General features: G+C 60.9%; 19 protein-coding genes and 1 tRNA gene. 10 read left to right on the forward strand and 10 right to left on the reverse strand.

Annotated features, from left to right (window positions below; all coding sequences use genetic code 11):
* Positions 1-87: 87 nt before the first annotated feature.
* The 3 genes from ACR1XV_RS11650 to ACR1XV_RS11660 all read left to right on the forward strand — a co-directional run bounded on the left by ACR1XV_RS11650 (position 88) and on the right by ACR1XV_RS11660 (position 3357).
* Complete coding sequence (locus tag ACR1XV_RS11650; protein WP_480531426.1) at positions 88-1647, forward strand: trimethylamine methyltransferase family protein; 1560 nt, start codon at positions 88-90, stop codon at positions 1645-1647.
* A 118-nt stretch (positions 1648-1765) separates the two neighbouring features.
* Entirely contained in the window at positions 1766-2353 is a 588-nt protein-coding gene (locus tag ACR1XV_RS11655; protein WP_480531428.1) for a heme NO-binding domain-containing protein, read from the forward strand.
* Positions 2350-3357, forward strand: a complete 1008-nt coding sequence (locus tag ACR1XV_RS11660) for a diguanylate cyclase domain-containing protein (protein ID WP_480531430.1) — start codon at positions 2350-2352, stop codon at positions 3355-3357. The genes ACR1XV_RS11655 and ACR1XV_RS11660 overlap by 4 nt, the downstream gene beginning before the upstream one ends.
* Here ACR1XV_RS11660 and ACR1XV_RS11665 read toward each other — a convergent pair.
* The 8 genes from ACR1XV_RS11665 to ACR1XV_RS11700 form a co-directional block, all read right to left on the reverse strand.
* Complete coding sequence (locus ACR1XV_RS11665) at positions 3350-4054, reverse strand: CbiX/SirB N-terminal domain-containing protein (RefSeq protein ID WP_480531432.1); 705 nt, start codon at positions 4052-4054, stop codon at positions 3350-3352. The genes ACR1XV_RS11660 and ACR1XV_RS11665 overlap by 8 nt on opposite strands.
* 71 nt (positions 4055-4125) lie before the next feature.
* Positions 4126-5061, reverse strand: a complete 936-nt coding sequence (locus tag ACR1XV_RS11670; protein ID WP_480531435.1) for an AEC family transporter — start codon at positions 5059-5061, stop codon at positions 4126-4128.
* Between the two features lie 46 nt (positions 5062-5107).
* Positions 5108-5905 (reverse strand): MBL fold metallo-hydrolase, encoded by a 798-nt coding sequence (locus ACR1XV_RS11675; protein ID WP_480531437.1) that lies wholly within the window; start codon positions 5903-5905, stop codon positions 5108-5110.
* The gene (locus tag ACR1XV_RS11680; RefSeq protein WP_480531439.1) at positions 5902-6708 is read right to left on the reverse strand and encodes a TatD family hydrolase; all 807 of its coding nucleotides are present in this window, start codon (positions 6706-6708) and stop codon (positions 5902-5904) included. Before ACR1XV_RS11680 ends, ACR1XV_RS11675 begins: the two co-directional genes overlap by 4 nt.
* Positions 6708-7826 carry a DNA polymerase III subunit delta' gene (locus tag ACR1XV_RS11685; protein ID WP_480531441.1) on the reverse strand — a complete coding sequence of 373 codons (1119 nt, stop codon included), beginning with the start codon at positions 7824-7826 and terminating at the stop codon, positions 6708-6710. The genes ACR1XV_RS11680 and ACR1XV_RS11685 overlap by 1 nt, the downstream gene beginning before the upstream one ends.
* Positions 7827-7833: 7 nt before the next feature.
* Positions 7834-8445 (reverse strand): dTMP kinase, encoded by a 612-nt coding sequence (gene tmk / locus ACR1XV_RS11690; RefSeq protein ID WP_480531471.1) that lies wholly within the window; start codon positions 8443-8445, stop codon positions 7834-7836.
* Between the two features lie 11 nt (positions 8446-8456).
* On the reverse strand, positions 8457-9623 hold the full coding sequence (locus ACR1XV_RS11695; protein ID WP_480531443.1) for a D-alanyl-D-alanine carboxypeptidase family protein: 1167 nt from the start codon (positions 9621-9623) through the stop codon (positions 8457-8459).
* Between the two features lie 16 nt (positions 9624-9639).
* Positions 9640-10965 carry an SPOR domain-containing protein gene (locus ACR1XV_RS11700; RefSeq protein ID WP_480531445.1) on the reverse strand — a complete coding sequence of 442 codons (1326 nt, stop codon included), beginning with the start codon at positions 10963-10965 and terminating at the stop codon, positions 9640-9642.
* A 204-nt stretch (positions 10966-11169) separates the two neighbouring features.
* Between ACR1XV_RS11700 and ACR1XV_RS11705 the strand changes: the two genes are divergently transcribed.
* A tRNA-Ser gene (locus ACR1XV_RS11705) sits at positions 11170-11259 on the forward strand.
* Positions 11260-11628: 369 nt separating this feature from the next.
* Here ACR1XV_RS11705 and ACR1XV_RS11710 read toward each other — a convergent pair.
* Together ACR1XV_RS11710 and ACR1XV_RS11715 are read right to left on the reverse strand one after the other, a co-directional pair.
* Positions 11629-11820, reverse strand: a complete 192-nt coding sequence (locus ACR1XV_RS11710) for a hypothetical protein (protein WP_480531447.1) — start codon at positions 11818-11820, stop codon at positions 11629-11631.
* Between the two features lie 23 nt (positions 11821-11843).
* Positions 11844-11966 carry a hypothetical protein gene (locus ACR1XV_RS11715; RefSeq protein ID WP_480531449.1) on the reverse strand — a complete coding sequence of 41 codons (123 nt, stop codon included), beginning with the start codon at positions 11964-11966 and terminating at the stop codon, positions 11844-11846.
* 403 nt (positions 11967-12369) lie between these two features.
* Between ACR1XV_RS11715 and ACR1XV_RS11720 the strand changes: the two genes are divergently transcribed.
* The 6 genes from ACR1XV_RS11720 (at position 12370) to ACR1XV_RS11745 (ending at position 19573) form a co-directional block, all read left to right on the forward strand.
* Positions 12370-13263 carry an N-formylglutamate amidohydrolase gene (locus ACR1XV_RS11720; protein WP_480531451.1) on the forward strand — a complete coding sequence of 298 codons (894 nt, stop codon included), beginning with the start codon at positions 12370-12372 and terminating at the stop codon, positions 13261-13263.
* Positions 13264-13283: 20 nt separating this feature from the next.
* Positions 13284-14876 carry an ABC transporter substrate-binding protein gene (locus ACR1XV_RS11725; protein WP_480531453.1) on the forward strand — a complete coding sequence of 531 codons (1593 nt, stop codon included), beginning with the start codon at positions 13284-13286 and terminating at the stop codon, positions 14874-14876.
* 59 nt (positions 14877-14935) lie between these two features.
* Positions 14936-15901 carry an ABC transporter permease gene (locus ACR1XV_RS11730; RefSeq protein ID WP_480518669.1) on the forward strand — a complete coding sequence of 322 codons (966 nt, stop codon included), beginning with the start codon at positions 14936-14938 and terminating at the stop codon, positions 15899-15901.
* 11 nt (positions 15902-15912) lie between these two features.
* Positions 15913-16848: an ABC transporter permease gene (locus ACR1XV_RS11735; RefSeq protein ID WP_480531456.1), complete on the forward strand. Its 936-nt coding sequence runs from the start codon at positions 15913-15915 to the stop codon at positions 16846-16848.
* Positions 16849-16851: 3 nt separating this feature from the next.
* Positions 16852-18558 carry a dipeptide ABC transporter ATP-binding protein gene (locus tag ACR1XV_RS11740; protein WP_480531458.1) on the forward strand — a complete coding sequence of 569 codons (1707 nt, stop codon included), beginning with the start codon at positions 16852-16854 and terminating at the stop codon, positions 18556-18558.
* 70 nt (positions 18559-18628) lie between these two features.
* A complete protein-coding gene (locus ACR1XV_RS11745) occupies positions 18629-19573 on the forward strand; it encodes a LysR family transcriptional regulator (protein WP_480531460.1) in 945 nt (314 codons plus the stop codon).
* Positions 19574-19664: the final 91 nt, after the last annotated feature.

The raw sequence follows: 19664 nt of genomic DNA on the forward strand, positions 1-19664 counted from the left end.
CAAAACCGACATCTGTTGTCGCAGACAGAGCGGCCAGCGCCCGTTCTTCGGGGCTTGCTGGGGAAACCCAGAGCGCGGAGGACACCTATGGCTGACAGCAAAACCCGCAAACGCCGCAGCGGTGGCCGCGCTGGCGCTGCGGCCCGTCGCGGCAGCGCCGTGATTGACCAGATGCCGTGGAACCCTCCGATAAATATCGACCAGCCGACCGAACCCCTTGGCCCAGAGGGCGTGGCGGCGATCCATGAGGGCGCGATGCGCATCCTCGAAGAGATCGGGATCGAGTTCTACAACGAAGAAGCCATCGGTATTCTGCGCGAGGCCGGGTGCACCATTACCGGCGACAACGTCCGCATGAGCCGCGACTTCGTGATGGAGATGGTGGGCAAGGCCCCAAGTACTTTCACCATCACCCCGCGCAATCCGGATCACGCGATCGAGGTCGGCGGGCGCAGATTGCTGTTCGGCAATGTCTCGTCGCCGCCGAATTACTGGGACATGGAGATCGGCAAGAAGGTTCCGGGCACCCGGCGGATGTGTCAGGATTTGCTGAAGCTGACGCAGTATTTCAACTGCATCCATTTCGCAGGCGGTTACCCGGTCGAGCCGGTGGATATCCACGCCAGCATTCGCCATCTGGATGTGCTCTATGACAAGCTGACGCTGACCGACAAGGCGATGCACGCCTATTCGCTGGGCAAAGAACGCGTCGAGGACGTGATGGAGATGGTGCGCATCGCCGGCGGCCTCAGCCACGAGGAATTCGAGGCCGCGCCCCGGATGTATACCAACATCAACTCGACCTCGCCGCTGAAACATGACCATCCGATGATTGACGGCTGTCTGCGGCTGGCGCGGCGCGGGCAGGCGATTGTGGTGACGCCGTTTACCTTGGCCGGGGCGATGGCACCGGTGACCATGGCAGGGGCGGTGGCGCAGTCGCTGGCCGAGGCCCTGTGCGCGATTGCGCTGTTTCAGTACGTCCGGCCCGGCATTCCCTGTGTGATCGGGACGTTTACCTCGAATGTCGACATGAAATCCGGCGCGCCTGCATTTGGGACGCCGGAATACATGCGCTCAACCCAGATGACCGGGCAGATGGCGCGGTTTTACGGGCTGCCGATGCGGTCGTCGGGCGTGTGCGCGGCCAATGTGCCCGACGGGCAGGCGATTTGGGAGACGTCGAACTCGCTCTGGGCGGCGGTGCAGTCGGGGACCAATATGGTCTACCATGCTGCGGGTTGGCTTGAAGGCGGCCTGATCGCCAGCCCCGAGAAGTTTGTGATGGATTGCGAGATATTGCAGCAAATCCAGCGCTATATGCAGCCCGAACTTTGCGCGACGGGGCCGGACGACATCGCGCTGGACGCCATTCGCGCGGTTGGGAAAGACGGGCATTTCTTTGGCATCCAGCACACGCAGGATCGCTATACCACCGCGTTCTACCAACCCTTCCTGAGCGATTGGAAGAACTTCGAGGCCTGGGAGGTTGCGGGTGGCATCTGGACTGCCGAGCGTGCGCATCGGATGTTCAAAGAGATTGTGAACAGCTTTGAGCCACCCCCTCTGGACGAGGCGATCCGCGAGGAACTGGCCGATTTCGTCGCCCGTCGGAAAGCGGAAGGGGGCGCGCCTACTGATTTCTGACAGAGGGCGGGTTTCAAGACGTGATTACATCGCATTGTCATTGTCCCACGCCCGGATTTTGGGTGTTTGTTAAGCTTTCTGGGGTCATCTGAGGCGGGTGTCCACTCCGGGGCTTTTCATGCATGGGCTGATCAACAAGGCGATCCAATCCTTTGTCTGCGCGACCTATGGCCGGCAATGCTGGTTTCAGGCGACGCAGGCGGCCGGGTTGGATTTCGACGAGTTCGAGGCGATGTTGCTTTATGATGCGGATGTTTCTGCCCGCGTTCTGGACGTGTTGTGTGCGGAGCTGAGCCGCCCACGTCCCGAATTTCTCGAGGATCTGGGCACCTATCTGGTTTCTCACCCCAATATGGAGGGGTTGCGCCGATTGCTGAGATTTGGCGGGGTGAATTACGTCGAATTTCTCCACTCGCTTGATGATCTGTCCGACCGGGCCAAGCTTGCCGTGTCAGATCTCAGCCTGCCCGCCCTCGAGTTGCACGAGCATTCGGGCACGGAATACCAGTTGCATTGCTCGCCGGGATTGCCGGGTTATTCCAGCGTCATGACCGGAATTCTGCGCGCCATGGCCGACGATTACGGGGCGCTGGTTTTTCTGGATCACAACGGCGATGGCGACGGGGCTCAGGTGATCTCGATCACGCTGGTTGAAAGCGCCTTTTCCGAAGGGCGACATTTCGATCTTGGGGGGCGCGAGGCATGATAGATGCGGCTGGCCTGGCGGGTTTACTGAGGACCCTGTGCCCGATGTTCGTGATGATCGACGATGCGGGACGGATCACGCAAGTGGGGCCGACCCTGCAAAAGCTGCGCCCCGATACCCCTATGGCGGGCCTGAGTTTTCTGGACCTTTTTCAGTTGGACCGCCCTCGGTCGATCCGCTCGGTCGCGGCGCTGATAGCAGCGCCGGGCAAGCGAGTGCATCTTCGGTTCCGAGACGCGCCGCAAACCGCGTTCAAGGGCCTGATCGCCCCTCTGCCCGGCGGTGGCGGGGCGGTGATCAATCTGTCCTTTGGTATTTCGATCCTGGATGCGGTGCGGGATTATGCGCTGACGAGCGCCGATTTCTCGGGCACTGATCTGGCTATTGAACTGTTATACTTGGTCGAAGCGAAATCGGCCGCGATGGAGGCATCGCGGTCCCTGAACCTGCGCCTGCAGGGGGCCAAGCTGGCGGCTGAGGAGCAGGCTTACACAGACACTCTGACCGGGTTGAAGAACCGCCGGGCCATGGATCATATTCTGAGCCATCTGATCTCGATGAAATCGGTCTTTGCGCTGATGCATCTTGATCTGGATTTCTTCAAATCGGTGAACGACCGTCTGGGCCACGCGGCAGGGGACCATGTCTTACAGCAGGCCGCGCGGATTATGCTGGAAGAGACCCGTAGCGCCGACACGGTTGCCCGGGTCGGCGGGGATGAATTCGTGCTGATTTTCAAAGGGCTGACAGATCGGGGCAAGCTAGACGCAATTGCGGCCCGTTTGATCCTGCGTCTGTGCGAGCCGATGCAGTTCGAGGGTGCGGTCTGCAACATCTCGGCCAGCATCGGGACCGCATTGTCCTGCCAGTTCGATGCGCCCAAAGCTGCCGACATCCTGCACGCCGCCGATCTGGCGCTTTACGCCGCAAAGCGCAGCGGGCGATCCTGCCACCAGTTCTATTGTGAGGTCGCGGATGCGCAAGGTTCCAACCAGATCATGTAGGATCAGCATCCCGCAGCGCAGACAGGGTTCGGGCGATATGCTCCTGCACTTGCGGAAGTTCAGAGATCACCGGCGTCACGACCCCCGAGAACCCTGCGCGGGCCAATTCTTCAGGAACATCCTCCAGCACGTGGCCGCCGGTGCAGGCAAAGAAGGGCAGGCAGATCGCTTGGTCACCGGTCCCCGTGGCGGCCTCGGAGATTGATGGAGGTTGTTCGACAAACCCCAGGCGGCTGCTTTTGAACGTGACAAACTGGCCTAAGGCATCGGCAAACTCTTTGGCCACGATGGCCGGATTCGCGCTGCGGCCCGATCCGTGTGCCGCAACGACCAGATCGGTTTCCGCTGCCGACCACCCCCGCGCAGCCAGCGCTGAGTCAAGCGCACCTGCCACCAATGCGGGCAGTTCCGGATCGATGCCCAGAGGGTTGAGGATGTGTGCGGGCCGACCCCCGATCCGTTTGGGCAAGGCGCTGGTCACAAACCAGCCCTTCGCCATGAACAGGGGATAGATGAAGGCCGGTTCGCGCATCCTATCAAGGCAGGCCTCAAGTGCATCCGGAGCGGCCAGCGTAGACGCATGGACCGAGACCCCGTCGCATAAGGCATCAATCTGCCGGGCCAGCGCCTCGAGCGCCGCCTGTGCCGGGGCGGGGTCGGAAGGTTGGCCATGGGCGACGATAACGGCTTGGGGCATCAGGAAACTCCGATCTTGGCCCTGCGATAGATGACCCAGCGGCGGGCAGAGTCAATGCGGGTTGTGCGCTGCTAGGATCCCAGCAGGGCCAGCCAGAACCAGACGGTCAGGATTGACACAGCCGTCCCGATCAGAACCGACGACGCCGCGACCCGCTTGGCGCGGCCATATATATTGGCAAAGATATAGGCGTTGAACCCCGGAGCCATCGCAGCGGTCAGAACCCCCGAGCGGAACAGATCAGGTGGCAGGGCCAGGGATGTCCCGAACAGCCACACAAGGCTGGGATGCAGCAGCAGGGAGATGCCGCAGACAAATAGGATCGCGCGCAGATCGCCCTCGGGGCGGTATTTCACCAAGACGCCGCCAAGCGCAAACAAAGCCCCCGGCAGCGCGGCGCGTGTGATCAGATTCAGGGCGTCATCAACGACTGCGGGGATGCCGACGCCCGACAAATTTACGATGAAACCCAGCCCGATGCCTAGGATCAGCGCATTCTTGAACATGGCGGTCAGCACCGATTTGATCATCTGTGCACCGCCGTGCCCGCGGTGCCGGAACACTTCCATCACCGTGATGCCCACGCCGTAGCAAAAGGGCGAATGGAACGCGATGATTGCGAAATTGCCGGTCAGGTTTTCGGGGCCATAGGCGCGCTCGGTGATCGGTAGGCCCAGCAGGACTGAGTTCGAGAACAGACAGCAGAAACCGATGGCGACGCAATCCTCCCAGTCGCGGCGGAAGATCAGGCGCGCGCCTATCATACCGGCGACGAAACACAGACCGGCGGCGGTGTAGAAACTGCCCAGAAGCCGGGGATCGAAACTGGCGCTGAGGTCAAGGTTGGCGATTGCAAGAAACAGCAGGCAGGGGATGGCGAAGCCCTGTGTGAACTTCATCAACCCGTCGATATGGACCTCGCGGAAGTACCCCAGTCGCGTTGACAGATACCCGGCGCCGATCACCAGAAAGACCGGCAGGATGACGTCAATCAGGCTTTGGAACATGGCAAAGCCGTGGGCAGAGTGTCGGAGGCGGCCAGCGACCCGCCCCCTAAAGCGCTTGCCGGATCACCATCCCGTCGAAGGCGGGCGTGATGTGGTCCGGAGTTTCGGCCTCGACCGTGGCATAATCCATGTCGATATGCATGTTGGTCAGGATGGCGCGTTTGGGTTTCAGTTGCCCGATCCAACCCAGCGTCTTTTCCAGATGCGCGTGGGTGGGGTGGGGCGTGCGGCGCAGGGCGTCGATGATCAGGCAATCAAGGCCCTGTAGTTCAGCCCATGCATCGTCATAAATCTCTGCAACATCCGGCAGATAGGCGAGGTTTCCGATCTTAAACCCTAATGCGTCGATCATCCCGTGATTGACCAGAAAGGGTTGCAGCGGGATTGCTCCGCCCGGTCCGTCGATTTCGAACGGTCCGTCGATTGTGTGCAGATCCAGGATCGGCGGATAAGGCGAGCCCTTGGGCTGCACAAACGCATAGCCAAACCGGCTGAGCAGATCATTCTGCGTATCACCATCAGCCCAGACCGGGACGCGCGCCTTCATGTTGAAGAAGATCATCCGCAGGTCGTCCAGACCATTGGTGTGATCCGCGTGGGAATGAGTATAAACAACCGCATCCAGACGCCCCGTGCCGCTGCTCAGCAACTGGCTGCGCATGTCTGGCGATGTATCGATCAGGACAACCGTGGTGCCATCCGGCCCGTCGCGTTCCACCAGAACCGAGCATCGGCGGCGGGTGTTCTTGGGATTGTCGGGATCACATGCCCCCCACAGCCCGCCCAGCCGGGGCACGCCACCGGATGAACCGCAGCCCAGAATCGTGCATCGTATCTCGCTCATGCGGCGGCCTTGTATGTGGCGGCTTTGGTGAACAACCGGTCGAAATTCGCCTGCGTTTGGGCGGCGAAATCGGCGTAGTCCATCCCGAACACCTCGGCTCCTTTGCGGGCGGTGTGGGCGGTATAGGCGGGCTCGTTGCGTTTGCCGCGATGGGGCGGTGGGGCCAGATAGGGCGCGTCGGTTTCCACCAGAATGCGGTCGATGGGCGCGGCGGCGAAGATATCGCGCAGCTCCTGACTTTTGGGGAAGGCGGCGATGCCGGACATGGACAGGTAAAAGCCCAGATCAAGCGCCGCGCGGGCCAGTTCCGCCGAAGACGAGAAGCAATGCATCACGCAGGAATAGGGAGCGTTGCGGTGCTCCTCGGCCAGAATGCGGGCCATGTCGTCATCTGCCGCACGCGCGTGGATGATCAGCGGCAGGCCGGTTTTCTGGGCGGCTTCGATATGGATGCGCAGCGACTGTTGCTGCACCTTGGCCGACTCCGCCGTGTAGTGGTAGTCCAGTCCGCTTTCGCCGATGCCGACGAATTTCGGATGGCGGGCCAGCGCGACCAGTTCGTCCACGGTGGCCATCGGCTCGTCGGCAGCACTCATCGGGTGGGTTCCGGCGGCGTAGAAGACCGGCGCGTGGGCCTCGGCGATGGCGCGCACGGTGGGTTCGTTGCGCAGGCGGGTGCAGATGGTGACCATGCGGGTCACGCCAGCCTCGGTCGCGCGGGATACGATGTCGTCCAACTGGCCGTCGAAATCCGGGAAGTCCAGATGGCAATGGCTGTCAGTAATTTCGGGGGTGGGGCTCATCAGCTGTGACCGGCGGTTTCCTGTATCTTGAACACCGTATCTAGGACAAGCGAGGCAGGGTCAAGGTTCACCGCCTGCCCATGCCGCGCGCGTGATGTGATCAGCGCGGCGGCCTCGGCCCATTGGCGGGCCTTGTGCGGCGAGCCCGAAAGGCGGGCCAGCGTTTCCGCCTCATTCGGGGCGGCTTCGGGCATAGGGGGCGCGCCGGTTGCGCCGGTCAGGGCAAGGCGGGACAGGGCGATATCAATCAGTGACAACAGCAGGTCGAACCGTTCAGCCGCGCCGCGCTGGGCGGCGGTTTCGGCCAGTTTCAGCGCGCGTTGTCGGTCAAGCCGGGGCAGGGTGCCCAGAATGGCGATCAGTTCGGCATAGAGGTCCAGCCCGCCCAGATTAATCAGGCGCACCGCGTCGCCGACCGAGCCTGCCGCGAGGGCGGCCAAATGGTCGGCTTGCGCGGGCAGTTCCGCGCTGGTCTGCGCCAGCGCGGCCTGCATGTCTTCGACCCCCAAAGGCGACAGGCGCAAGGTTCGGCAACGGGACCGGATCGTGGGCAACAGGCGCGAAGGTTGGTGCGAGATTAGCAGCAGGGTCGTACGCGCGGGCGGTTCTTCGAGCATCTTCAGCAACGCGTTGGCGGCGCTGGTGTTCATCTCATCGGCTGAATCCACGATTACAACCCGCCGTCCACCATCGGCGGAGGACAGACCAAAGAACCGGCCCAGTTTGCGGATGTCATCAACGACGATTTCATTGCGCAGACGCCCCTGATCGTTGACCGAGCGGGTGATCGCGGCCAATCCGGGCTCGGCCCCGGCCAGAATACGATGCGCAACCGGGTGGTCAGGGTCGATCTCAAGCGTTTCGGGCGGCGGGGGGGCTCCGAACAGCCCGCTGTCATCTGCCGGAGGCGTCGCCAGCAGAAACCGCGCGATACGCCAGGACAGCGTCGCCTTGCCAACGCCGCGCGGACCGGTCAGCAGCCAGCCGTGATGCAACCGGTCCGAGGTATAGGCGGTCAGAAAGGCCCGCTCGGCCGCGTCCTGCCCGAACAGTTGCACCGTTTCGCGCGGGTGCGGTGCGCCGGGGGCCTGATCCGGGGATGGGATTTCGTCGCTCATGTCTCGTTCATCGCAGGGCTGTTGTAACGATATCTGTCACATCCTGCGCGACGCTGTCCATGTCTCGGTTGCCGTTAACAACGTGAAATCGGTTGGAGAACTCGTCTGCGAGCGCCAGAAACCCGGCGCGCATCTTCTGTTGCAGCTCTAGCCCGAAATCCTCAAAGCGCTCCTCTGTGCCCTGACGTCCCTTTGCGCGCGACAGACCTGTTTCGGGGTCCATATCGATCAGCAGGGTCAGATCAGGCTCACGCTGGATCATCAGCGCGTGCAGCTGATCGACCATCCCGCGCAAATCACCGCGTGACAGGCCCTGATACATGCGGGTGCTGTCGGCGAAACGGTCGCAGATCACCACCTTCCCTGCGGCCAGAGCGGGCTCGATGGTCCGTTCCAGATGGTCGCGCCGGGCGGCGGTGAACAGCAGAATCTCGGTCTCGGCGGACCAGCGGTCCGGGTCCCCCTGCAGCACCAGCGCGCGGATTTCCTCGGCCCCGGCCGAGCCGCCGGGTTCGCGGGTCAGGACAACCTCGTGCCCCTGGGCGCGCAGGTGTTCGGCCAGCAGGCGTGCCTGCGATGACTTGCCTGATCCGTCAATGCCTTCAAAGGTCAGGAACATTCCGCGTGGGGTCACATTTGCTCCAGCGGTATGTCGATGAAGTCTTTCAGAACGATGCCGCCCACGGTCATCATGCGCACGACAAACCCGCCCTGCGCGACGTCCCTGTCGGCCACCAGGGGGCGGCGGATTTCCGGCAAGCCCTCGGGTTGGATCACCAGTTCGGCCAGTTGCTGGCCTTTTGCGACCGGCGCGTTGATCGGGCCGTCATAGACCACTTCGGCCTTGATGTCTTTTTCACCCAAGACGGGGAACAGCAGGGTCAGGTCTTCTTCCGGCACCAGCCCCACGGTCTTTTCAGCCCCCATCCACAGTCTGGCTTGCGCTACCGGTTCTTCTGCCTTGGCAACTGTCCTCTCGACAAAATTTCGAAACGACCAGTTAACCACGGCCTCAGCCTCCTCTGCCCGCTTGGCGGTGCTGTCGAGACCCGAGAGGACAAAGACAACCCGGCGGTCGCCCTGTTTGGCCGATCCTACCAGACCATACCCGGCCTCTTGCGTGTGACCGGTCTTGAGGCCGTCGGCCCCGATGCCGAGTTTCAACAGCGGGTTGCGGTTGCGCGAGTTCGAGGGCGCGCGGCCATCGAACTCGAACACTTCTTCGGCAAACAGGGGGTAGTATTCGGGGAAATCAGTGATCAGGCGGTCCGCAAGAATGGCCAGGTCGTGCACCGACATCATGTGACCCGCGGCGGGCCAGCCGTTGGAATTGGCGAAATTCGAGTTATTCATGCCCAGTTGTTCGGCCCGCTGGGTCATGAAGCGGGCGAACCCGGCCTCGGTCCCGTCGGGGCTGAGCGCCTCGGCGATCACAACGCAGGCGTCATTGCCCGACAGCACGATGATGCCGCGCAGCAGGTCCTCGACCCGGACCCGGTCCTGCGTGTTCAGGAACATGGTCGAGCCGCCATAGCTCATGGCGTGTTCCGAGACGGGCAGGGTTTCGTCCAGTGTCAGCCGTCCGTCGCGCAGGGCTTCGAACGCGACATAGAGGGTCATGAGTTTCGACATCGACGCCGGAGGCAGCGGCTGGTCGGCGTCCTTGGACAACAGCACCGTGCCGGTTTTCTGGTCCATTACATAAGCGGCCCGTGCGGTGGTATCGAACGCATAGGCGGGCAGGGCCAGCAAGGACAGCCCAAGGGCGAGGCTTGTGGATCGTAGCGCAGACAGCATTATGGGCCTCCTGTTTTCAGTTCCTGGCGGTGAAGGCGTCGGTAAAGCCGAGGTCCTTGACATCGCTCAGCAGGGCGCGGCGTTCGGCGCGGGTTGCGACCGGACCGACCAGAACGCGCCAGACCGTGTTGTCGTCACCTTTCAGCTCAGCAACCTCGGCTGACATCCCGTTGCGGCGGATCTTCTCGGCGGCGCTTTTGGCGTTGGCCTCGACGCTGAATGTCCCGGCCTGAATATAGGGCTTGGCCAATCCGCCTGTCGCCGCCGGAGCAGCAGCGGCTGCCGCAGCGGCGGTTGTCGGCTCGCTTGCCTCGATGGCGGCTGCGGCACCGGCGATCGGGTCCAGAGGGGTCTCGGTGATCGCGTTGGGATCTTTCTTCTGCCACCATTTGCGCTTGGCCGGTTGCTCGGTGGGGGGCGTGATCTCGGGGTCGGACAGGGCTGCGGTCTGGGTGCCGGCCAAGGCGGCCTCGGTCCCGGTTTCGGCCAGCGGGGCGGTGGTTGCTTCAGCTACGGGCTCATCGCTTGGTTTGGGTTGCCACCATTTGCGCTTGGCGGGTTCCTCGGGCGTGGCGGCTTCGGCGGCTGTCAGGTCGGCACCCTCGGTCGCGGCAGAAACAGCCTCGCCGCTGGCAGCGGCTGCGTCATCCGCCGCTGCGGCAACAACGGCCCCGGTGGCCGCGCCTGCGGCAACTGCGGCTCCAGCGGCGTTGGTCTCGCTCGCCGGTTTTTTCTGCCACCATTTGCGCTTGGCGGGCTGTTCAGGAGTCTCTGTATCAGTGGCATCAGTCGCTGCCGTTTCCGTAACTTCCGTCGACGTATCGTTGTCTGGGGCCTCTTCCGCGACCGGAGGCGGCGTTTCTTCGATCACCTCGCGCCGCAGCGCGACGACTTCGATCCGCGTCGGGGCTCCGGCCAGCATCCCCAGCCGTTCCGCTGCAGATGACGATACCTGCAGCGCGGGGCCGGGCAGGTTACGGTCGCGGCGGAACAAAGCACCGGTGACGGATTTGTTGTTCGAGGTGTTCTTGATCAGCACCCGCTCGGGCTGATCGACATCGGGATGTGCCACCCAGATGCCACCCAGAGACGGCCGTCCGTCCCACAAGCCGGCTTCGGTCACCTGAAATACACCGGGGGCTTCGACATCGCGCTGCTGGCCGCTGGTCGACTCGGGGAACAGTTCAAAACGATTGGTGTTGTCGGCGCTGTCGGCTGCGGCTTCCTCGGCCGGGGGTTCCTTTGCGGCGAACCCTTCCTCGCACCCTGCCAGGGCCGTCAAACCCACAGCCAATACCGCCAGCCGCTGCGGCCCAAAGCGTGTGCCCGTCGCTCGCTTCATCGTCTCAATCCCTTGCCTGACAAGGCCATATTGGCCGCGCCCCACCGCCCGTTCGCTGGTTCTTGTTGCCAGTCTGATGCGGTCTTTCCCGCAGATCATAACGCGGGTGCCGGGCCATGGAAAGACTGCTGGTCTCGGTTCGGCAAGAATTCCCGCTTTATGGCTTGCCTCTGTGATCAACTCGCCTTAGACCCGGCCCCACGCGGGGAGGTGGCAGAGTGGTCGAATGCGGCGGTCTTGAAAACCGTTGAACGTGAGAGCGTTCCCAGGGTTCGAATCCCTGTCTCCCCGCCACTGATGCCTGCCTCATTTCATTTGTGTTTTCTGATCTGGACTTGTGGCGCAATTCCCGCGCGTACGCGCTTTCAATCAGAGGTGGAGTAAACCGTACATTCATAGAACAATTCAGGCCCCAGTCTCAGTGCCGTAATTTGTCGGGGACGTTTTGGGTGGCATTTCCCTGACAACCATCGATTTGCAGGGAATTTCTGCGAAGCGGATTTATGACTCAGAACCCATTGTGTCATAAACGCATATTTTTTCATAGCTTATGGGGTAGATTTCCTAAACATCGAAACAGGGAATTCTCGCATGACAACAGGGAATTGTGCAGATGGATCAGGGAGGGCGAACCTTGTATCGGGTAAGCAGAATCTGGAGGTTTCAGAAGTCGAAGTGACGCTCCTGTTCAGTCCAGTCAATTGGGTGGGTCACGCTGACCAGGCGCTTGAGTGTGAGTTCGGGCGGCTGGCTGCCGTCAAGAAGCGCGGCCTGAATCTTCGGAGGGAGAAAGGCGAGCTGAGCGCGGGGTGCGGATGAAGGCGCCGGGAAGGTTTCCCGACGCGTAACCTCCATCAGCTGACCCCCCGGCTTTCAGATCACGGGCCCAGCCATGGGCGCGGATCAGCACGGAGCGGAGGTGACATGTCTCCGGCGATGACCTTGGCCTCGACATCGCGGCGGCGCAGATCGAAGGAGGCGGTGACATGTGTGATCCGCATGCAGATGATCGGTCGAGATGCCAAGTGCGCTTGTGAGGGTTTCACGGATCAATTCGAGGTCGATCTCTCCACCAGCAATTCTACTGCTGACAAGAGTACCAGCGCCGTCCTGAGCGTCTTGGCGCTGAAGCCGGGCTTGGCCAAGCGCTCGGTATAGCGGATCGACACATACTGGCTGCCTGCGGCGCTGAGGTGGACAAGATCACCACTCGGATGCCGTTCGTAGAGATCCGCCCCAGAATAACTGCACGCAGCAGACCTTTTCCAGACGGATATGTGACGCGCAACACGTCTCCATAACCTTTTCTTATACACCCTTTCGGTAGCAAAATAAGATTTCGAACCGATACCACGGAACGTAGTTGTATGTGGAGCGGATTCGCAAAAGAGGTTTATCCATCCCATGCACCTGAACTCTGAGATCATAAGTAATGGAATAGCACATCCGGTGCTTGCCGTGACCGAGGGCGACAGCCCTCTGATGCTGTCCTTTCCGCATTCCGGCGACGTGTACCCGGACGATTTCGGCCATCGTAGCGACCTGACCTATGCGGATGTCGACCACCCATCCGACAAGTACATGGATGAAATCTTTGCCGAGGGGCACAATCTGGGTCTGACCACGATCAAGGCGAATTTTCCCCGCGCCTATGTGGATGTGAACCGGCATCAGCACGACATCGACGCCAACATGCTGGATGATCCCGACAACTGGTACGGGCGGTTTCTGCCCGGCTCGGTCGCTGCGGGGGCCACACTGTTCTGGTCCAAGGCCTACGACAAACCGATCTATGACCGCAAACTGACTTTGGCTGAAATAAAAGGTCGACTGGCGCGTTACTTTATTCCCTATCACCAGACGATGACGTCGCTGGTGGAAGGGCTGCACGCGAAGCATGACGAAGTTTACATCGTCGACTGCCATTCGATGACCCGTTTTGACGCCGAAGCCCGCGGCGGCAAGGAACGCCCGCAGGTGGATATCGGCAACCGCTCGGGCGGGTCCTGCGCGCCTGATCTGACCGAAGAGATGGCCCGCCTGTTTCGCGAGCGTGGTTACGATGTCGGCATCAACAAGCGTTTTGTCGGCGGTGAAATCACGGTGCGGTATGGATGGCCCGAAATTGGCCAACATATCCTGCAGGTTGAACTGCGCCGCGATCTCTACATGAACGAAGCCACCCGCGAGCGGAACGAGAACTTTGACAAGGTTCAGGCCGACTGCGCCGAGATCCTGCGGGAATACAAAGCTTACGTCGAAAATCGGGGGCAAAAACCTGCCCGAGCAGCAATCTGAGATAACAGGAATCGAAAGCCATGAAACAGACCATCTCTGCACTGGCGCTGGCCGCCACCCTCGCCTTGCCCGGTGTGGCAAGCGCCGAAACCCTGCGCATGGGCTTTGCATCCGCGCCGCGTTCGATCGATCCGTACCCATTTGGGGGCACGCCCACCGCATCGCTCAAAGAGCATGTGTTCGAGGCGATGGTTGCAGCGGATGACAGCCCCCTTCTGGCGACGGGATGGGAATGGACCAGCCCAACCACTCTGGAAGTCAAGCTGCGCGACGGCGTCACCTTTCACAATGGTGAGCCGCTGACCGCGCGGGATGTGGTCTATTCGGCCTGCCGGATGATGAATCTGATCGACGGCAAGCGTAACCTGTTGACCAGTTCGATGGGGCCGATTGCAGACGTGGTGGCGGTCGATGACCAGACCGTGAAATTCGAGATGAGCGCGCCCTATCCGCTTTGGATCCAGAAGATGAAGTTCCTGTCGATCCTGCCCGCCTCGGGCGCGGATATTCCTGAGGGACCGATCAAATACGATGCCGAGGGCGACTGCGGCGTCACGGCTTACCCGACCCGCGCCGAATTCGAGAACGGCGACGCGGCGATTGGCACAGGGCCTTACAAGATCTCTCGGTTCGACAAATCGGGCGAGGCCGATCTGGTCAAGAACGATAATTACTGGGGCGAAGCTCCGGAATGGGATGAGGTGGAAATCCGCACCATCGGCAATGCCGGCGCGCGCCTTGCCGGTCTGCTGGCGGGTGATTTCGATATCATCGAAAACCCAACCACTGAAGACCTGCCCGGGTTGGAAGCCAATGACGAGCTGGCCTACACCGCTGTGCCGTCCTGGCGCTCGATCTTCCTTGTTCTGGACGTGAACCCCGAAGGGGCCGGTGGCGTGACAGCAGAAGACGGCAGCGCCCCGCTGGCGGACCCCCGCGTGCGCAAGGCGATGTCGATGGCGATTAACCGTCAGGCCATTGCCGACCGGCTGTTCGGCGGCGAAGCCACCGTGGCCAACCAGTTCGCGCCGAAATACCGCACGGGCGCACCGGAATTGCCGGAATTGGAATACGACCCCGAGAAGGCCAAGGAATTGCTGGCAGAAGCGGGCTATCCCAACGGCTTTACCATCGACTTCTTCGCTCCGTCGGATCGCTATGCAAACGGTGCCCGCGTTGCGCAGGCCGTCACGCAGTACCTGTCGCGGATCGGTATTACCGTGAACCTGAAAACGCAGCCCTGGTCGGTCTTTGCCGGTCAGCGGTCGAATGGCGAGCTTGGTGCGTTCCTTTATGGCTGGGGCCACCCGCAGGGACCCGCTCAGATGATCTCATTCGCGTTTGCGTCGCGGGACAAGGATCTGGGGCTTGGGGCGTCCAACTACTCCAACTACCAAAGCGACGCGTTTGACGCGGCGATGAAAGCCTGGGCGGTGGAAATCGACGAGGCCAAGGCCAACGAGCATGTCGCCGAGGCGATGAAGGTTGTGGTCGAGGATATGCCGGGCATCCCGCTCTACTACCAGCACACAATCTGGGCCCACCGGGCCGATCTGGAGGTCACAGGACGGCAGGATGAGCGCACCAGCGCAACAACCGTAAGCCGCAAATAAGCACAAACCGCCGGGGGTCTCTGGCCCCCGGTTCAAGGTCTGAAAGGGAGGGGCGAGAAATGCTCAATTTCATCCTGAGGCGAACCGGACAGAGCGCTATCCTCGTCCTGATCATGTCGGCTCTGGTCTTTATCGGCATGTATGTGGTGTCTGACCCCATCGCCGTGTTGGCCGGTGAAGATTTCACCGACGAAGATCGGATCGCACTGGCCCGGGAACTGGGAGTAGATCGCCCGCTGGTGGTGCAGTATTTCAGTTTTCTGGGCAACGTGGCGCAAGGCGATTTCGGAACCTCGTTTGTCTACAACCGCCCCGTTATGGACCTGATTCTGGAGCGCCTTCCCGCCACGCTAGAAGTCGCGTTCATGGCCATGTTCATCGGTCTTGTCGTGGGCATTCCGCTTGGCGTCTATTCCGGCCTGAACCAGAAAAAACCAGCGACCAAGCTGACCAGTTTCATGACCACCGTCGGCTATTCGGTTCCGAACTTCTGGCAAGGTGTGTTGCTGATCATGCTGTTTTCGGTGTGGCTGCAGGTGCTGCCCGCATCGGGGCGCGGCGAGACGACCGAGATTTTCAGTGCCGACTGGTCCTTGTTCAATCTCGATGGCCTGTCACACATGATCCTGCCCGCCCTGAACCTGGCGATCTATACGATCTGTATGCAGACCCGGCTGGCACGCTCGGGCACGCAAGAGGTGATGTATCAGGACTATATGACTTTTGCCCGGGCCAAAGGCATCAGCCGCGACCGGATCATCCGCCGGCACCTTGTGCGCAACATCCTGATCCCCATCGTGACGATCACCGGCCTACAGCTTGGCAGCCTGATTGCCTTCGCCACAGTGACCGAGACCGTTTTCTCGTGGCCTGGCATCGGCAAGCTGCTTCTGGACAGTATCCACAATTCGGATCGTCCGGTGGTCGTCGCCTACCTGATCCTGATCACGTTGATGTTCGTGACCATCAACTTCGTTGTCGACGTGCTTTACGCACTGCTTGACCCGCGTATCCGTTACACCTGAGGAGCTGTCTGATGTCGACCACTTCTACCACTGTTGATGCGGGCGTCCTGGCGGACCGCAAATCCGAAGAACCTACCTTCTCCGAAAAGTTCTGGAAGATCTTTCGCGGGCACCCCGCGGCACTGATCGGGCTCGTCGGTATCGTTGTCTTCATCCTGCTGGCCATCTTTGCCCCGCTGATCGCGCCGCAAGACCCTTACGACCAGATGCGGCTGGATATTCTGGACGGGCTGTTGCCGCCCGGATCGCGACTGGGGGATGGAACACTCAGCTTGCTGGGTACCGATGCGCTGGGTCGCGACATCTTTTCGGCCGTGCTTTTCGGCCTGCGGATTTCCATGATCGTGGCGCTGGTCGCAGTCCTTGTCGGGTCGGCCATCGGGGTCTTCATGGGGCTACTGGCCGCCATGAAAGGCGGCTGGGTTGAAACCGCCATCATGCGCCTTGTGGACCTCAAAATGAGCTTTCCCGGCATCCTGCTGGCGCTGATGGTGCTGGCCGTATTCGGGACCGGTATCGACAAGGTCATCATCGCGCTGATCATCGGGGCCTGGGCGACCGAAGCGCGGCTTGTCCGCGGCGTCGCTCTGTCCGAGCTGAAGAAAGAATATATCGACTCGGCTCGGTTGGCGGGCCTCAGCGACGGGCGGATCATGTGGCGGTATCTGTTCCCCAACTCGATCTCGCCGGTTCTTGTGGTTCTGCCGATGTCGATCTCGGGCGCTATCGGGGCCGAGGCAACGCTGTCCTTCCTGGGTGTTGGCGTACCGATTACCGAACCGTCGCTGGGCCTGCTGATCGCCAATGGCAACGACTATATCCTGTCGGGCAAATGGTGGATCAGCATCTTCCCCGGTGTCGTGCTTGTTTCGCTGGTGCTTTGTATCAACGTGGTGGCCGACAGGTTGCGCGACCATTCCAACCCCTATCTGCGCGGAAAGGACTAAGCCATGAGCGATCAATCCCTGATCAAGGTCGAGAACCTGACCATCGAATACCCCATGGCCGACGGTGAAGTGTTCCGTGCCATCGACAATTTCTCGATGGAAGTGAACCGTGGCCAGATCGTTGGCGTGGTCGGCGAAAGTGGCGCGGGCAAGTCAACAATCGGCAAGGCGACACTGGGGCTTCTGGATGAAAACGCCATCATCGACACGGGCTCGGTCATGCTCGAAGAGACAATGGTGTCGCATCTGGAAGAGCATATGTACGCCAAGGTGCGCGGCAACAAGGTCGGCTATATCTATCAGAACCCGATGACGGCCCTGAACCCGGTGCTGACCATCGGAGAGCAGATCATCGAGGCCATCGAAGCCAACACTGACAAACGCGGCAAGGCGGCGCGTGACTATGCCATTGACCTGCTGAAACAGGCCGAGGTGCCATTGCCGGATGAACGTCTGGACAAATACCCGCACCAGCTTTCGGGCGGTTTGTGCCAACGGATCGTCTTTGCCATCGCAATCTGCGCCAAGCCGGACCTTATCATCGCGGATGAGCCGACAACGGCGCTGGACGTGACGGTGCAAAAGGCGGTTCTGGACACGCTGGTTCGGCTGACGCGGCAGGAAAACATCGCCATCATTCTCATCACCCACGACATGGGCGTGGTGGCTGAAATGTGCGATCACGTCTACGTTCTGCGCCACGGCAAGCTGGTCGAATCCGGACCCACCGAACAGGTGTTGCAGCACCCGACGCAAGACTACAGCCGCGAATTGATGGCGGCGATCCCAAGGATCGACCACAAGATCGAGCGCTTTGCCGTGCCGGGCGGTTTGGGAAATGCAGCCGACCGGGAACGGGCCATCAGTTATCTGATGGGGCGCAAGACTGACAGTGGCAAAGAAGGCGAGCCGCTGCTGAAAATTCGCAACCTGTCCAAAACCTTCCTGAACAAGGCGACCGCCCTGAAGGCCGCGTCCGAGTTCAAGGCCGTCGCGGATGTCAGCTTTGATGTCTATCCCGGCGAAACCCTGGGTATTGTCGGTGAATCAGGTTCGGGCAAATCCACGATTGGCCGGATGATCCTGGGCTTGCACACACCCGACCCCGGGCACGAGATCATCTATCGTGGCCGCAACATCGCGGACCTGAAAACGCGCGAGGAAAAGCTGGAACACCGCAAGTCATTGCAGTGTATTTTCCAGGACCCCTACTCGTCGCTGAATCCCCGCATGAGCGCAGGCGAGAACATTACCTATCCGCTCAAGGCGCATGGCGCGCTGAATGCGTCTGATGCGTTGCAGTTGGCTGGCGATTTGATGGAGCTGGTCGGTCTGCCCCGCGCCTCGGCCCGGAAGATGCCGCACGCTTTCTCGGGCGGTGAACGCCAGCGGATCGGCATTGCACGCGCCTTGTCCTTCCGGCCGGACTTCATCTTCTGCGACGAACCGACCTCGGCTTTGGACGTAACCGTGCAGGCGGAACTTCTGAACCTGATGAAGGACCTGCAGGATCAGCTGGGTCTGACTTTGCTGTTCGTCAGCCACGATCTGGCCGTGGTGCGTCAGATGTGCGACCGGGTGATGGTGATGAAATCGGGCCATGTTGTCGAAAGCGGACCCTGCGACAAAGTTCTGGTCGAACCGGAAGACCCCTACACTCAGGGTCTTCTGGCGGCCATGCCCCGCTTCAGCTTCAATCTGGCGTCATAAGCGCTGTTATTGTACCTGCTCGGGCGGCGGTGTTACCGTCGCCCAACAGCACAGAACTATAAGTAATCCAATGAGCCCACGTCCAAGCCGAATCCGTCGTCTGAAACATATCGAAGCCTTCTCGGCCGTGATCTCGACCGGATCGATTTCGGCCGCGGCGCGGCAGCTGGGCGTGTCGCAACCCGCAGTCAGCCAGCTTGTCAAAGCGCTGGAAGACGCCATCGGTGCCCCGTTATTTGTCAGGCGGAACGGCGCGATCTATCCCACGCATCGGGCAGAGGCTCTGAGGGAAGATTCCATAGCCCTTCTTGCGCAGCTTGAACGCTTTCAAGCTCAGCTGAGCCACCAGCGGACCGGGCTGCTGTCAACGGTGCGTATCTCGGCCAGCATGAGTATCGTGAACGAATTGCTGCCGCTTCTGTTCAGCAACCTGACCGTCACGCATCCCGAGATGAAGTTCTATGTCAGTTCTGTCCCGCTAAGCTCAATGCTCGTGTCGCTTTTGCAAGGTCATATCGATTTTGCGCTTCACAGCCGGACCATCGACCATCCCGGGCTGAACAACGAAAAGCTAAATGAATTCCGACAAGTAGCGGTGATGGCAGAAGACCATCCGCTGGCCAGCAAGGAACACATCACGCTTCAGGATCTCGACGGATGCCGCTTTATTAGTTCAACCAAAAGCGATCCGTCTTATCATGATCTGAACGAGCTTTGCCGCCAGGCAAATGTCTCGATGAACCCAGTGTTCCAGTCGCCATTTGCGAGCCTTACAGTCCAAATGGTGCAGCCGATGAAAGCGGTGGCTTTCAGCAGTGAGTTGATTGCGCGTCTGATCGCCGCCCGAACCCACGGCATCGTCATTCGTACGGTCGAAGGGGTTGAGATGACAACGCCCACGTACCTGGCCTGTGCGGACTGGCAAGACGGGACCGAAACTCAGCAATTCCTGCGCGAAGGTATTGCCGAGCTTATCGATACTCTGTTTGAAGATCAGAGCCTTCTCGGCACCTAACCCTCGGCCTTGGGGTTTGACCCCAATCGCCACGACAAGGACCGGGCTTGGCACACGCCCGGTCCTTTTTTGTTATGACATATTTGAAACC

The organism is Ruegeria sp. AD2(2025), from assembly GCF_056542385.1.

What these genes read in the sequence shown, in the direction of transcription:
- ACR1XV_RS11650 (WP_480531426.1), top strand. Translation starts at nt 88, where the DNA reads ATGGCTGACAGCAAAACCCGCAAACGCCGCAGCGGTGGCCGCGCTGGC.
- ACR1XV_RS11655 (WP_480531428.1), top strand. Translation starts at nt 1,766, where the DNA reads ATGCATGGGCTGATCAACAAGGCGATCCAATCCTTTGTCTGCGCGACC.
- ACR1XV_RS11660 (WP_480531430.1), top strand. Translation starts at nt 2,350, where the DNA reads ATGATAGATGCGGCTGGCCTGGCGGGTTTACTGAGGACCCTGTGCCCG.
- ACR1XV_RS11665 (WP_480531432.1), bottom strand. Translation starts at nt 4,054, where the DNA reads ATGCCCCAAGCCGTTATCGTCGCCCATGGCCAACCTTCCGACCCCGCC.
- ACR1XV_RS11670 (WP_480531435.1), bottom strand. Translation starts at nt 5,061, where the DNA reads ATGTTCCAAAGCCTGATTGACGTCATCCTGCCGGTCTTTCTGGTGATC.
- ACR1XV_RS11675 (WP_480531437.1), bottom strand. Translation starts at nt 5,905, where the DNA reads ATGAGCGAGATACGATGCACGATTCTGGGCTGCGGTTCATCCGGTGGC.
- ACR1XV_RS11680 (WP_480531439.1), bottom strand. Translation starts at nt 6,708, where the DNA reads ATGAGCCCCACCCCCGAAATTACTGACAGCCATTGCCATCTGGACTTC.
- ACR1XV_RS11685 (WP_480531441.1), bottom strand. Translation starts at nt 7,826, where the DNA reads ATGAGCGACGAAATCCCATCCCCGGATCAGGCCCCCGGCGCACCGCAC.
- tmk (WP_480531471.1), bottom strand. Translation starts at nt 8,445, where the DNA reads ATGTTCCTGACCTTTGAAGGCATTGACGGATCAGGCAAGTCATCGCAG.
- ACR1XV_RS11695 (WP_480531443.1), bottom strand. Translation starts at nt 9,623, where the DNA reads ATGCTGTCTGCGCTACGATCCACAAGCCTCGCCCTTGGGCTGTCCTTG.
- ACR1XV_RS11700 (WP_480531445.1), bottom strand. Translation starts at nt 10,965, where the DNA reads ATGAAGCGAGCGACGGGCACACGCTTTGGGCCGCAGCGGCTGGCGGTA.
- ACR1XV_RS11710 (WP_480531447.1), bottom strand. Translation starts at nt 11,820, where the DNA reads ATGGAGGTTACGCGTCGGGAAACCTTCCCGGCGCCTTCATCCGCACCC.
- ACR1XV_RS11715 (WP_480531449.1), bottom strand. Translation starts at nt 11,966, where the DNA reads ATGCGGATCACACATGTCACCGCCTCCTTCGATCTGCGCCGCCGCGAT.
- ACR1XV_RS11720 (WP_480531451.1), top strand. Translation starts at nt 12,370, where the DNA reads ATGCACCTGAACTCTGAGATCATAAGTAATGGAATAGCACATCCGGTG.
- ACR1XV_RS11725 (WP_480531453.1), top strand. Translation starts at nt 13,284, where the DNA reads ATGAAACAGACCATCTCTGCACTGGCGCTGGCCGCCACCCTCGCCTTG.
- ACR1XV_RS11730 (WP_480518669.1), top strand. Translation starts at nt 14,936, where the DNA reads ATGCTCAATTTCATCCTGAGGCGAACCGGACAGAGCGCTATCCTCGTC.
- ACR1XV_RS11735 (WP_480531456.1), top strand. Translation starts at nt 15,913, where the DNA reads ATGTCGACCACTTCTACCACTGTTGATGCGGGCGTCCTGGCGGACCGC.
- ACR1XV_RS11740 (WP_480531458.1), top strand. Translation starts at nt 16,852, where the DNA reads ATGAGCGATCAATCCCTGATCAAGGTCGAGAACCTGACCATCGAATAC.
- ACR1XV_RS11745 (WP_480531460.1), top strand. Translation starts at nt 18,629, where the DNA reads ATGAGCCCACGTCCAAGCCGAATCCGTCGTCTGAAACATATCGAAGCC.